Raw genomic sequence first — 13,429 nt, 5'->3', positions numbered from 1 at the left:
GCATGAAAATCGATCTGAAAGGAAAACTCGCCATCGTCAGCGGCAGCACCGCCGGCATTGGCCTGGGCATCAGCAAGGCGCTGGCCGAGTGCGGCGCCACGGTGGTGGTGATTGGCCGCGACTCGGCCAAGGTTGAGCAAGCGCTGGCGAGCATTCGCGGCAGCGTGCCGGGCGCGCAACTGCGTGGCCTGACCGCCGACCTCGGCACCGCTGAAGGCGCCGAGCAGTTGTTCGCCGCCGAACCGCGAGCGGACATCCTGGTGAACAACCTCGGGATCTTCGATGACGTGGATTTCTTCGATGCACCGGATAGCGAGTGGACGCGCTTCTATGAAGTCAACGTGATCTCCGGCGTGCGCTTGTCCCGGCATTACACGCCCGAGATGGTCAAGAATGGTTGGGGCCGGGTGATCTTCCTGTCCTCGGAATCCGGGGTGGCGATCCCGGCCGACATGATCAACTATGGCGTGACCAAAAGCGCCAACCTGGCGGTGTCCCACGGTTTGGCCAAACGCCTGGCCGGCACTGGCGTGACGGTCAACGCAATCCTGCCCGGCCCGACGTTTACCGATGGCCTGGAACAGATGCTCAAGGACGCCACCGCCGAGTCCGGCCGCAGCGCCCGGGAAGAAGCCGACGTCTTCGTACGCAAGGCGCGCCCGAGCTCGATCATCCAGCGCGTGGCCGACGTCGAAGAAGTCGCCAACCTGGTGGCCTACATCGCCTCGCCACTGTCCTCGGCCACCACCGGCGCGGCATTGCGCGTGGATGGCGGCGTCGTCGACAGCATGGCAATCTGAACTGAATTCATAGAGAGACACTCATTTATGGCAACTGCATCAGCAACTATCGACATCCCGGCTTCGGCCGACCAAGTCTGGCAATTGATCGGCGGCTTCGACTCGCTGCCGGACTGGCTGCCGTTCATTGTGAAAAGCGAACTGAGCGAAGGCGGCCGCGTGCGTAGCCTGCAAACGGCGGATGGCGCCGTGGTGGTTGAGCGTTTGGAAGCGTTCGACAACGCGGGGAAAAGTTACAGCTACTCGATCGAGCAGGCACCGTTCCCGGCGACTGATTACCTGGCAACGTTGCGTGTTGAAGCACAAGGGCAGGGCGCTCGCGTGACCTGGTCCGGCCGGTTCACCGCCAAAGGCGTGACCGATGAAGAAGTCGAAGCGCTGTTTGACGGGATCTACAAGGGCGGCCTAGAAGCCCTGCGGGCCAACTACCCGGCCTGAGCCCCACCGCAAAACCCCTGTGGGAGCGGGCTTGCTCGCGAATGCGGAGTGTCAGTCACTATCAATGTTGACTGACACTGCGCCTTCGCGAGCAAGCCCGCTCCCACATTAGATTGGGGACTTCTACAAATTTCGCGTACACGGCAGATCCCCTGTGGGAGCGAGCTTGCTCGCGAAAGCGGAGTGTCAGTCACTATCAATGTCGACTGACCCAACGCCTTCGCGAGCAAGCTCGCTCCCACAAGGGGATTTTGCTGTGGCTGTCAGGTTTGCGGGATCAAACTCTGCCGGCAATCCAGCCCCAACCGTGCGCCGCCGTTGTCGCTGGTGCCGACTTCCAGGGTGAAGCCGTGCAGGCTGACAATCGCTGCGACGATCGACAGTCCCAGCCCAAACCCGCTCTGCTGATTACCACCCTCAGCCCGATAAAAGCGTTGGAACACCGCTTCGCGTTCGGACGGCGGAATACCCGGCCCTGAGTCGAGCACTTCGATCCGCGTATGCCCACCTTGATTGATCCCGCGCAAGATCACCTTGCCACCGGGCGGGGTGAATTTGATCGAGTTGCTCAACAGGTTCGCAACCGCTTCGAACAACAGAGCCCGGTCGCCATTCAGTGTCGGCAAGGACTCAGGCAGTTGTAGTTGGAACGTCAGTTCGCCTTCCTCCGCCAGCGGCAGATAAAAGTCATGCAGTTCCCGCAGCAATGGCACTGGATCGAGCTGCACAAAACCGGAACGCCGCTGACGATCTTCCAGTTCAGAAATCCGCAGCAATCCGCGAAACCGCGCCATCAATGTATCCGCTTCGGCCAGCACCGAATCCAGTTGCTGCACCAGGGGCGAGCTCTCGTCTGCCTGTTGCTGGATCCGATAGAGCTGCGCTCGCAGGCGGGTCAGCGGGGTGCGCAGGTCGTGGGCGATGTTGTCGCACACGCCTTTGACTTCGTTCATCAAGCGCTCGATGCGTTCAAGCATGGCGTTGACGATGGCGGCGAGCATGTCCAGTTCGTCGCGGCGATTGGACAGGGGCAAGCGATGGGTCAAGTCGCCGGCGACGATGGCTTCGGCGCTGGCCTGGATCGCGCGGATGCGCCGCAACGGACGGCGGCGTAACAGATGCCATCCAGCAATGCCGGGCAGAATGGTCAGCGACACGCCCCAGAACAACGCGTGGAGGATGATCTGGGTCACGGCGAACAACGAACCGTTGTCGCGCACCAGTACCAGCCAGCGACCGTCCAGCGTCGGAGTCGCCACGGCGTCGCAGCTGTCGGCGGGCAGGGTCGGGTCGTCGGACTCGGCGCAGTTGCCGAGCATGTGAATCCGGCCATCCAGTGGCAGCTCCGCCGGGATCTCCCGCAGAGCGCCGCTGAGGTAACGATGCTGGGCATCGAACAGGCCGTAGGCGTCGATGCCGCGAATGTCGAAAGTCATGCTGGCGGCGAGCGCGTCCACCAGTTGTTCGCCGCGAAAGCGCGAAAACAGGTGTTGGCGTTGCATCAACGAGTGCTTGGCCAGGTTGTCCAGGTAACCGGACACCTCGTAATACATGACCCCCATCAGAATCCCGCTCCAGGCCACGAACAGTGAACTGTAGAGCGCCAGCAAGCGGCTGCTGGAAGAGCGCCAGCCTTTAGAGGGGTTCAGCAATGACATACCCCGAGCCTCGCACAGTCCGGATCAACGGGACGTTGCCGGGTGGGTCGATCTTCTTGCGTAGACGGCCGATGTGCACGTCGATCAGGTTAGTGCCGGGGTCGAAGTGATAACCCCAGACCTCTTCGAAAATCATCATGCGCGACAGGATTTGCCCGGTGTTGCGCATCAGGAATTCCAGCAATTTATATTCGGTGGGCAGCAGGGTCAGCAATTCGCCGTCGCGGCTGGCTTCGTGGCTGATCAGGTTCAGCTCCAGATCCGCTACCCGCAACGTGGTGGCCTGGGCGCTGACGGTGCTTTGCCGGCGCAGCAACACTTCCACCCGCGCCGCCATTTCATCGGTGGCGAAGGGTTTGGTCAGGTAATCGTCGCCACCGGCCCGCAGCCCGCGCACGCGCTCGTCGACATCGGAGAGGGCGCTGATCATCAGGATCGGCGTGGCCACGCCCATGGTCCGCAGCGTGGTGACGATGGCCAGGCCATCGAGCTCCGGCAGCATGCGGTCAAGGGTGATCAGGTCGTAGTCGCCGCTGACCGCGCGCGCCAGACCTTCGCGGCCATTGTCGACCCAATCCACGTCCAGACCGTGGCTGCTCAGTTCGGCCACGATCTCGCGGGCGGTCACGGCGTCGTCTTCGATGGTCAAGATGCGGGTCATAGGGCGGGCCTGCTATTCAGTTCGTTACAGAATGAGGGCATTTTGCCAAGAAATGCGCGCGGCTTATTAAATTAACTTTCATGTTGGTTGAGGAACCTTGCGTGCGCTCCGTTTATTTGCCTGGAAGGTTGATATCATCGGGCCATGATTTTGACAGGAGTTGCACTGTGCGCAGGTTGATTCGTCGTGGCTGGATGCCGATGTTTGTGCTGTTGCTGAGCGTGATCAGCGCAGCCGCTTGGGCGGGCAATACCCCCTGTTCAGGCAAGAAGGGCGGCATTGATCGCTGCGACGGCGAGCTGTTTTTGTGTAACGACGGCTCCATTAGCGCTTCGAAGAAAAGTTGTTCGGCAATGTATGGCGGCCAAAGTCAGGCGCGACCCCAGTCGCTTTTACAGAGCGACGATGGTTGCGCATGCGGCACCAGTTCGTTCTGCACCGGCCCCCGAGGCGGCGTGTATTGCCTGACGCCAAGCGGTAACAAAAGCTACAAGCGCAAGTAGGCCCAAACAGGGCATGAGCCCAATGCATAAAACCCGCTGATATTCAGCAGCTCTTGCAAAATGCATGGTCCTAGGATTTTTAGGATTTTTAAATTATTGATATATAAAGATTTATTTATATCTGGCGACTGGCACGGTGCCTGCAATTCCTCTCTCGAAGAGTTGTAACACCATCTTTCATGCCTGGAGCTGAACAATAATGAATAGATCCTCAGAGGGTTTTTATCCTGCCGCAGAAGAGTCAAGCACGCTCTCGGGCGTGTCCTGGGGCGCGATCTTCGCCGGGGCTGCTGCCGCAGCGGCGTTGTCGCTGATTCTGGTATTGCTCGGCTTCGGCCTGGGCTTTTCAGCTGTCTCACCGTGGGCCAACGAGGGCGTCAGCGCCAAGGGCCTGGGCATTTCAACGATCATCTGGCTGGCGGTCACGCAAATCGTGGCATCCGGACTCGGCGGCTACATTGCCGGTCGCTTGCGGGTGAAGTGGGCCAACATGCATGGTGATGAAGTGTATTTCCGTGATACCGCCCATGGCTTCCTGGCCTGGTGCGTGGCAACTCTGGTAACCGCGACCCTGGTGGTCGGCTCGGTCAGCAGTATTGTCAGCGGTGGTGTGCAGGCCGGGGCGAGTGTTGCCGGTGGCGCTGCAAGTGCCGTGACTCAAGCGGCGGGCACAGCTGCCGGTAACACCAACAGTGACCAGTACGGTTACTTCATCGATAGCCTGTTCCGCGATGATCGTCCGGCCGCCGTCAGCGATGACGCCGCCCGTGGCACCGTGACTCGCATCTTCGTGCGCAGCCTGAGCAACAACGGCCAACTGGCTGCTGAAGACCGGACCTACCTCGCACAACTGGTCGCCCAGCGTACCAACCTGACCCAGGCTGATGCCGAACGTCGCGTGGATGAGGTTTACGCCCGCACTCAGAAAGCCATTGCCGACGCCAAACTTGCCGCTCAACAGGCCGCTGACACCGCTGCCAAAGTCGCTGCCTGGACCGCGTTGTGGATGTTCGTCGCGCTGCTGGCCGGTGCGTTCTTCGCCAGCCTTGCCGCAACCTTTGGCGGTCGTCGTCGGGATGCCGTGGTGTATCTGGAATCGGATGCCTACGTAACCACCACCACTCTGCCACCAGTTCGCTAACCCGGGAGAATCATCATGCGCTCACTACTTCTGTTCTTTCTTGGCGTGCCAATCCCGATCATCATTTTGATCGCCCTGTTCATGCACTGATCCCTCTGAGGCTCATGCCTCTGCCGCTTCTGCCTCTGGTAGAAGCGGCGTTTTGCTTTCTGGGGCAATATGTAACGCGATTTATCGTCTGTGGGAGCGGGCTTGTGTGGTGAGAGGGCTTGCCCCCGTTGGGATGCGAAGCGGCCCTAAAACCTGCCATCGCGGTGCACCAGATACACCGCATGCAATGGTTTTACGACTGCTTTGCAGCCGAACGGGGGCAAGCCCCCTCGCCACACAGGCTCGCTCACACATTTAATTGTGTTGTGTCAGGGAGAAGCAGCTTGGACAAGAAGGAAATCAAACAGCAAATCACGGCGATGCTCGACGCCGGGCGTTCCAAAACCGAGACGTTCAAGGCGTTTTCCGGCGGGGCGGTCAAGGACCGCGTGCTGGCTTACTGGATCGGTTCGCACCCGGACCCGGCGCGCAACGCGCAGCATCAGGGCAAGGTCAAGGTGTTGCTCGGGCTGATGATTGCTCAAGCCTTGCTCGGCGCACTCACGGGGTTCTCCCTGGGCGCGATGATCGGGCCGAAGGCGATGGTGATTTTCACGTTGATTGGCGGGTTGATTCCGTTGTGGTTCGCCTACGGTTTCTACAAGTATCGGGCGCAGTTTTACACCGTGTACGTGATCCTTTCCCTTAGCCAGGCCTCGCAAGTGTTCAAGGGTTTTTCCGAGGATCCAGTATCGACGTTGATCGGCGCTGCGATCGGCCTGGGCATGGTGTTTTTTGTGGCCTGGCTCAAGACACTGCTGTTCCCGGACCTGAACTTTATCGGGCCGAAAAAAATCAAGGGACAGTACGTTTTTTCCAACTGAGGCCCGGGCTAGAGGGGAGGGCATTTTTACTGGCGTGGATCAATATTTAATTTTGAAATATCGCTTAACGTAAAAGATCCAGGCCCTCTCTGCTGTACCGGCTAAGGTACTTTTCATGCGCAGCCATTGCGCTGTCGAAGTACCGATGCAGACCTCCTCGTTGTTGTGTATTCAGTTGGCCAGCAAGGTGTAGTACGGCATGGAGCTGACGAACCCACCTGAACCTTTCACGGAAGAACATTGCAATGCAACGCTTAGACAGAACCTTCGATATCCAGCCGCTGGCCAGGGCGGATATGACTTTGCACATCAACGGCCAACCGGTCAGCGCCGCCATCGGCGAAACCGTCCTCACGGTCATCCAGTCCCTTGGCCTGCGCCAGGTGGCCCGTAACGATCACGATCAGATCAGCGGCGCCTATTGCGGCATGGGCGTGTGCCAGTGCTGCCTGGTGAAGATCAACGGCCGGCACAAGCGTCGCGCCTGCCAGACGATCGCGCGTGACGGCATGACCGTCGAAACCCAGGTCAATCGCATCGCCGAGCAGGAGGCCTTATGAGCCTGCATCCGGTGATCGTCGGCGGCGGCCCGGCGGGCATGGCCGCGGCCATTGAGCTGGCTCGACATGGCGTGCGCAGCACCTTGCTGGAAGAAGCCTCGCGGCTTGGCGGTGTGGTTTATCGCGGGCCGTTGCGCGATGGCGTTCAGCTCGACTATCTGGGGCCGCGCTATTCGGAAATCCTGAGCCGCTTGCACGGTGAATTCCAGGAACAGTCGGGGCTGATCGATGTGCGGCTCAATCATCGCGTGGTCGGTGCCGAGGGCACTCGTGCACTGGTGGTGCTGGATGGCGACGAGCGCTTGCACGAATTCGAGTATCCGCAACTGCTGCTGGCGGCCGGTTGCCATGAACGCAGCGTGCCATTTCCCGGCTGGACCTTGCCTGGCGTCATTCTGCTCGGCGGTCTGCAGTTGCAAATCAAGAGCGGCGTGGTCAAGCCTCAGGGCCCGGTGGTCATTACCGGCACCGGTCCGTTGCTGCCGCTGGTGGCGTGTCAGTTGCACGCGTCCGGGGTTACCGTCGCCGGGGTCTACGAGGCCTGCGGGTTTGGCAAGATCGCCCGGGAAAGCCTGGCGCTGCTGAACAAACCGCAGCTGTTTCTCGATGGCTTGAGCATGTTGACGTTCTTGAAACTGCACGGCATCCCGATGCATTACGGCTGGGGCGTGGTCGAGGCCCAGGGCGACGGCGAGTTGAAATCCGTCACCGTGGCGCCGTATTCCCGCACTTGGGAACCGGACCTGAGTCGCGCCGAAACCATTGCCGCCCAGACCTTGGCGGTCGGTTACGGCTTTATCCCGCGCACTCAACTCAGCCAGCAGATGGGCCTGAACCACGGCTTCAGCGACGACGGTTACCTGCGAGCCAGCGCCAATATCTGGCAGCAAAGCCACGAGCCCCACGTGCACCTGGCCGGTGACATGGGCGGGATTCGCGGTGGCGAAGCGGCAATGTTCGCCGGGCGGATCGCGGCGCTATCGATCCTGTTGCAACGGGACGTACTGGACACGGAACTGGCGCTGGTCCGACGTGACCGCTATCTGTCGAAACTCAAGGCGATTGTGCGCTTTCGTGCGGCGGTCGATCGCTACACCGAACGCGGTGCCGGGCAGACCGCATTGCCTGCCGCTGACACGGTGATCTGCCGGTGCGAACACGCAACCCGCGCCGACATCGACCGGGCGCTGGAGCAAGGCGTGCAAGACATGGCCAGCCTGAAAATGCGTACCCGGGTCAGCATGGGCGATTGTCAGGGCCGGATGTGCGTCGGTTATTGCAGCGATCGGTTGCGCGAAGCCACCGGGCGTCAGGATGTGGGCTGGCTGCGACCGCGTTTTCCCATCGATCCGATTCCATTTTCTGCCTTCCACAACGCCGCCACGGAGGCTGCCAACCATGAGTAAGTTCTATGACGTGGTCATCGCCGGCGGCGGTGTGATCGGGGCGTCCTGCGCCTATCAATTGTCCAAGCGCAAAAACCTCAAGGTGGCGCTGATCGACTTCAAGCGTCCGGGCAACGCGACCCGGGCCTCGGCCGGTGGCTTGTGGGCTATTGGCGAGTCAGTGGGGTTGGGCTGCGGGGTGATTTTCTTTCGCATGATGTCGGCCAATCGCAAGCGCGAAGCCCACGGCTCGGCGGTGGTGGTGGACTCCAGCACGCCGCACATCCTGCCGCAGTCGTTCTTCGATTTCGCCTTGCAGTCCAACGCGATGTACCCGGCGCTGCACAAGGAGTTGCAAGACAACCACGGGATGGATTTCAAGTTCGAGAAGACCGGACTGAAGTTTGTGATCTACGACGATGAAGACCGGCTCTACGCCGAGCATATCGTTGCCTGCATTCCGCATCTGGCGGATCAGGTGCGCTGGCTCGATCAGGCCGCCTTGCGCGAAGCCGAGCCAGCCGTCAGCCACGAGGCGAGGGGAGCGCTGGAGTTCCTTTGCGATCACCAGGTCAGCCCGTTCCGCCTGGCCGATGCCTATACCGAAGGCGCGCGGCAGAACGGTGTGGACATGTATTTCAACACCAACGTCACCGGGGTTTTACACCATGGCTCGCGGGTCACCGGTGTGCAAACCGCCGAGGCCGGGGTGTTTCATTGCGACACGCTGATCAATGCGGCCGGTGCCTGGGCGGCGGACCTGAGCGAGCAGGCCACCGGGATTCGCATACCGGTGAACCCGGTGAAAGGCCAGATCCTGCTGACCGAACGCATGCCGAAGATCCTGCGCGGTTGCCTGACCACCAGCGATTGCTACGTGGCGCAGAAGGACAACGGTGAGATCCTTATCGGCAGCACCACCGAAGACAAAGGCTTCGACGTCACCACCACCTACCCGGAAATCGCCGGGCTGGTACAAGGCGCGGTGCGCTGCATTCCGGAGCTGGCTGACGTGAATCTCAAGCGCACCTGGGCCGGGCTGCGTCCGGGGTCGCCGGATGAATTGCCGATTCTGGGGCCGATGAAGGGAGTGGAGGGGTATCTGAATGCCTGCGGGCACTTCCGCACCGGCATCCTGACGTCGGCGATTACCGGGGTGTTGCTGGATAAACTGGTGAACCACGAACCGCTGTCGCTGGACATCACGCCTTTCCTCGCGGACCGGTTTGAGGTCAAGGGCGCGGTTGAGGTGAAAGCACTGAAAATGGCGTAACAAACTGTGGGAGCGAGCTTGCTCGCGATAGCGGTGGGTCAGTTAACAACAATGCTGAATGACACTCCGCCATCGCGAGCAAGCCCGCTCCCACATTTATTCTCGGGTGTATCCACAATTTGTGCTCAACCAGAGTCCCTGTGGGAGCGAGCCTGCTCGCGAAGGCGGCTTGCCTATTACGCAAGCCTTCAAGCCTTACCCGACTCCTGCTCCTCCAACTGATCCGACTCAAACAATTTAGCCAGTTCCGCCCGCGCTTCCTGCGCGGTCTGCAACACCTTCGCCGCATCGTCATACACCGCATGCTGCGCTTCCAGCACCTGTTCATCGTGATGCTTGAAGCGTTTGATCCGCGCATCCGCCTGGGCCTGGGTCAATCCGAGACCAACCAGTGTGCGGCGGCTCATTTCCAGGCTGGAATAGTAGGTTTCCCGAATCGCCTCGGCGCCGAGGTCGACCAAGCGGTGAACGTGCTGGCGGTTACGCGCCCGGGCGATGATTTTGATGTGCGGGTACAAGCGGTGCACCACTTCGGCGGTCTTGATATTAGTGTCCGGGTCGTCCGTGGCGATCACGAAATATTCCGCCTGCTCAACCTTGGCTGCACTGAGGATTTCCGGGCGCATCGGGTCGCCGTAGAACACCGGCACGCCGCCGAAGCTGCGGGACAGTTCGATGGTTTCCACCGAGGTGTCCAGCGCCACGAATTTGATGTTCTGCGCGCGCAGAATCCGCGAAACGATCTGGCCCATCCGGCCCATGCCGGCAATCACCACACGCGGGGCGTCGGTGTCGATGTCGCGGAATTTTTCCGGCACCACCACTGGCTGCACTTTCGGCGAATACAGCCGCGCGCACAGCAGCAACAGCAGTGGTGTTACCGCCATGGACAGGGTAATCGTCAGCACCAGCAGGTCGTAGAGACGCGGCTCGAACAGGCCCTGATCGCGTCCGATCTTGAACACCACAAACGCAAACTCACCGCCCGCCGCGAGCACGATGCCGAGGCGAATCGCACTGACCTTGCCCAAACCACCGGCCAGCCGTCCGACGACAAACAACAGCGGCAGCTTGATCGCGATCAGCAGCAGGGTCAGCCCGAGCACCGTGATTGGTGCGCTCAGCAGCAGACTCAGGTTAGCGCCCATGCCGACGCTGATAAAGAACAGTCCCAGCAGCAAACCCTTGAACGGTTCGATCTGCGCTTCCAGTTCGTGACGGTATTCGGAGTCCGCCAACAGCAATCCGGCGAGAAACGCCCCCAATGCCATCGACACGCCGACCAGATCCATCAGCCATGCAGTACCGATTACCACCAGCAACGCAGTGGCAGTGGAAACTTCCGGCAGACCGGTCTTGGCCACCACCCGAAACACCGGCCGCAGCAGATAACGTCCGCCGATCACCACCACCGCAATACTGCCCAGGACCCGCAAGCCGTGGTTCAGATCTTCGGCGGCGCTGGTGGTGTGATCACCGCCGGCCAGCAACGGCACCATGGCGATCAATGGGATCGCGGCGATGTCCTGGAACAGCAGAATGGCGAACGCCAATCGCCCGTGGGGGCTGGTCAGTTCCTTGCGTTCGGCGAGGCTCTGCAAACCAAACGCGGTGGACGACAACGCCAGGCCAAGACCCAGCACAATCGCGCTGTTCAGCGACTGGCCGAACACAAACAATGCCAGCACGCCGATGACCGAGCCCGTCAGCAATACCTGCGCAAGGCCGACGCCGAACACCGATTTGCGCATCACCCACAAACGTCGCGGCGACAGCTCCAGGCCGATGATAAACAGCAGCAACACCACCCCTAGCTCGGAGATGTGGCTGACGCTTTGCGGATTGCCGATCAAGCCCAGCACCGACGGCCCGATGATCACCCCGGCAAACAAATAACCCAGCACCGCGCCCAATTGCAGGCGTTTGGCCAAAGGCACGGTAAGCACCGCCGCGAACAGAAACACGACAGCGGCTTGCAACAGGTTGCCTTCATGGGGCATGGCGAAACTCCATAGACTCGGTATAGCGGGGGTGACAAGGATAAAGGCTGAGGCCGCGTGCGTCAGCCTTGCAGATGAAATGAAGTTGCCTGACACACCTCCTTCGCGAGCAAGCCCGCTCCCACAGGGGATCTGTGCCGTACACATCATCTGTGCCCGGCAGAGGCCCCTGTGGGAGCGGGCTTGCTCGCGAAGGGGCCATCACATCCAACATCCTTTTCGCCAGACACACCGCTTTCGCGAGCAAGCCTGCTCCCACAGGGGATCTGTGCCGCACACACAATCTGTGCCCAGCAGAACTTCCTGTGGGAGCGAGCCTGCTCGCGAAGGCGTCCTCACTCGCAACATCAATTCCAAGGACTAATAGGATAAGCTGATCAATCAATCTGCCCCTGAGCACCCACATGGCCATCAACTTCGACCTCAACGACCTGCAAGCCTTCCGCGCCGTGGTTGAGCAGGGCAGCTTTCGCAAGGCTGCCGACACGGTGCGTATTTCCCAACCCGCCCTGAGCCGGCGCATCGAAAAGCTCGAAGATGCCCTCGGCGTGAAACTCTTCGAACGCACCACCCGCAAAGTCAGCCTGACCCAGGCGGGGCGCGGTTTCATTCCCAGCGTCGAGCGTTTGCTGGACGATCTGGACGTAGCGCTGCTCGGCATCAGCGAAGTCGCCTCGACCCGTCTCGGCCATGTCACCGTCGCCTGCGTGCCGTCAGCGGCGTATTACTTCATGCCGCGAGTGATCGCGCATTACCACCGACAATTTCCGCGGATCAAGGTCAAAGTCCTCGATTCCAGCGCCCACGACGTGTTGAGTGCCGTGGTCAATGGCGAGGCGGATTTCGGCCTGAGTTTCATGGGCACCCTTGAAGCAGAAGTCGAATTCGAACCGCTGGTGCAGGAAGGCTACGTGGTTGCCTGCCGACGCGATCACCCGTTGGCCGGGCGCAGCAGCGTGACCTGGGACGAGTTTTACCAGCAGGACTACATCTCCCTCGACAAGACCTCGGGCAATCGCTTCTTGCTGGATCAAGCGCTGGCCGGTGTGGTGCCGCAGCGACCGAGCATCTGCGAAACCCGTCATGTGACGACGATGATCGGTCTGGTGGAGGCGGGGCTGGGTGTGGCGGCGGTGCCATTGATGGCGATGCCGGCGGAGGATCACCCGATTTTGACTCGGGTGCCGCTGACCGATCCGCAAGTGATGCGCAGTGTCGGCCTGATCAAGCGCCGGGGTCGAACCTTGACCCCGGCAGCGTTGGAACTGGAACGGCTGGTGGTGGAAATGAAAGTCCAGCCACCAACGATCAGCGGCTGACCGAATCCAGCCCGGTGGCTTGTACCTGCGGCTGAACGGCCGGCGAGGCCAGGTAAGCCAGCAACGCCTTGGCCTGCGCCGGGTGTTGCGCGCCCACCGGAATGCCGGCGGCGAAGCGGGTCACCGACTGCACCGACTCGGGGATCTTCGCCACAAAACTCACCCCCGGCACCGGCAGCAACTCGCTGACCTGCTGGAAGCCGAGTTGGTAATCGCCCGTGGCAACCACCGAGCCCACCGGTATTTTCGGGATCATCTTCGACTTCGGCTTGAGTTGGTCTTCGATGCCCAATTTTTTGAACAACTGCTCCTCGATGTACACACCGCTGGCGCTGTCGGAATAGGCCACTGATTGCGCATCAAGCAAGGTCTTTTTCAGGCCCTCCACCGAACTGATGTCCGGCTTCGCCGCGCCTTCGCGCACCACCAGGCCGATGCGCGAGTCCGCCAGCTCCACCCGTGAAGCGGGGTCGACTTTGCCTTGTTTGATCAAGTCATCCAGTGCGTAGCCGACCATGATCACCACGTCGGCCTGTTCACCACGCGCCAGGCGATTGGGTATCGCTTCCGGCGCCTTGCCCATGGACGGGCCGAGTGCCGTATCCAGCGTATTGCCGGTGGACGCGGCGAATTCCGGGCCGAGGATTTTGTAGGCGGCGGTAAAACCGCCCGAGGTCATTACACGAATTTCTTCAGCCTGGGCGACGGTGCTCAGACTCGCAATGAGGACCAGTGCTGCATAGTTAAAAAGCTTTTTCATCGAATGGTTCTCGCAGT

General features: G+C 60.8%; 13 protein-coding genes. 9 read left to right on the top strand and 4 right to left on the bottom strand.

What is annotated here, in order from left to right; all coding sequences use genetic code 11:
* The first annotated feature begins 2 nt into the window (after window positions 1-2).
* Window positions 3-800 (top strand): SDR family NAD(P)-dependent oxidoreductase, encoded by a 798-nt coding sequence (locus ACIOYV_RS07540; RefSeq protein WP_401322346.1) that lies wholly within the window; start codon window positions 3-5, stop codon window positions 798-800.
* 27 nt (window positions 801-827) lie between these two features.
* Window positions 828-1,238 carry an SRPBCC family protein gene (locus ACIOYV_RS07535; protein ID WP_401322343.1) on the top strand — a complete coding sequence of 137 codons (411 nt, stop codon included), beginning with the start codon at window positions 828-830 and terminating at the stop codon, window positions 1,236-1,238.
* Window positions 1,239-1,501: 263 nt separating this feature from the next.
* On the opposite strand, the gene ACIOYV_RS07530 is transcribed toward ACIOYV_RS07535, so the two are convergent.
* Both ACIOYV_RS07530 and ACIOYV_RS07525 read right to left on the bottom strand, forming a co-directional pair.
* Window positions 1,502-2,896: a sensor histidine kinase gene (locus ACIOYV_RS07530; RefSeq protein ID WP_401322340.1), complete on the bottom strand. Its 1,395-nt coding sequence runs from the start codon at window positions 2,894-2,896 to the stop codon at window positions 1,502-1,504.
* Window positions 2,874-3,557, bottom strand: a complete 684-nt coding sequence (locus ACIOYV_RS07525) for a response regulator transcription factor (protein WP_290027411.1) — start codon at window positions 3,555-3,557, stop codon at window positions 2,874-2,876. Before ACIOYV_RS07525 ends, ACIOYV_RS07530 begins: the two co-directional genes overlap by 23 nt.
* Window positions 3,558-3,757: 200 nt before the next feature.
* Here ACIOYV_RS07525 and ACIOYV_RS07520 point away from each other — a divergent pair, with 200 nt between their 5' ends.
* From ACIOYV_RS07520 to hcnC, 6 genes are all read left to right on the top strand, one after another.
* Window positions 3,758-4,060 (top strand): hypothetical protein, encoded by a 303-nt coding sequence (locus ACIOYV_RS07520; protein ID WP_401322637.1) that lies wholly within the window; start codon window positions 3,758-3,760, stop codon window positions 4,058-4,060.
* 199 nt (window positions 4,061-4,259) lie between these two features.
* Window positions 4,260-5,201, top strand: coding sequence for a hypothetical protein (locus tag ACIOYV_RS07515; protein ID WP_054615193.1), 942 nt, complete (start codon window positions 4,260-4,262; stop codon window positions 5,199-5,201).
* A gap of 374 nt (window positions 5,202-5,575) precedes the next feature.
* Window positions 5,576-6,115, top strand: coding sequence for a hypothetical protein (locus ACIOYV_RS07510; protein WP_401322337.1), 540 nt, complete (start codon window positions 5,576-5,578; stop codon window positions 6,113-6,115).
* 245 nt (window positions 6,116-6,360) lie between these two features.
* Window positions 6,361-6,675: a cyanide-forming glycine dehydrogenase subunit HcnA gene (gene hcnA, locus ACIOYV_RS07505; RefSeq protein ID WP_054054462.1), complete on the top strand. Its 315-nt coding sequence runs from the start codon at window positions 6,361-6,363 to the stop codon at window positions 6,673-6,675.
* On the top strand, window positions 6,672-8,081 hold the full coding sequence (hcnB, locus tag ACIOYV_RS07500) for a cyanide-forming glycine dehydrogenase subunit HcnB (RefSeq protein ID WP_401322334.1): 1,410 nt from the start codon (window positions 6,672-6,674) through the stop codon (window positions 8,079-8,081). The genes hcnA and hcnB overlap by 4 nt, the downstream gene beginning before the upstream one ends.
* Window positions 8,074-9,333 (top strand): cyanide-forming glycine dehydrogenase subunit HcnC, encoded by a 1,260-nt coding sequence (gene hcnC / locus ACIOYV_RS07495; protein WP_401322331.1) that lies wholly within the window; start codon window positions 8,074-8,076, stop codon window positions 9,331-9,333. The genes hcnB and hcnC overlap by 8 nt, the downstream gene beginning before the upstream one ends.
* A 188-nt stretch (window positions 9,334-9,521) precedes the next feature.
* On the opposite strand, the gene ACIOYV_RS07490 is transcribed toward hcnC, so the two are convergent.
* A complete protein-coding gene (locus tag ACIOYV_RS07490; protein ID WP_054615187.1) occupies window positions 9,522-11,333 on the bottom strand; it encodes a monovalent cation:proton antiporter-2 (CPA2) family protein in 1,812 nt (603 codons plus the stop codon).
* A 404-nt stretch (window positions 11,334-11,737) separates the two neighbouring features.
* Between ACIOYV_RS07490 and ACIOYV_RS07485 the strand changes: the two genes are divergently transcribed.
* Window positions 11,738-12,652, top strand: a complete 915-nt coding sequence (locus ACIOYV_RS07485; RefSeq protein ID WP_054054454.1) for a LysR family transcriptional regulator — start codon at window positions 11,738-11,740, stop codon at window positions 12,650-12,652.
* On the opposite strand, the gene ACIOYV_RS07480 is transcribed toward ACIOYV_RS07485, so the two are convergent.
* A complete protein-coding gene (locus tag ACIOYV_RS07480) occupies window positions 12,642-13,412 on the bottom strand; it encodes a substrate-binding domain-containing protein (protein WP_401322327.1) in 771 nt (256 codons plus the stop codon). The genes ACIOYV_RS07485 and ACIOYV_RS07480 overlap by 11 nt on opposite strands.
* Window positions 13,413-13,429: the final 17 nt, after the last annotated feature.

The organism is Pseudomonas sp. NPDC087342, from assembly GCF_044744265.1.
Classification (GTDB): Bacteria; Pseudomonadota; Gammaproteobacteria; order Pseudomonadales; family Pseudomonadaceae; genus Aquipseudomonas; species Aquipseudomonas nunensis.
Note: the sequence above shows the minus strand (reverse complement) of the source record. Positions and strands in the feature narration are given on the sequence as shown.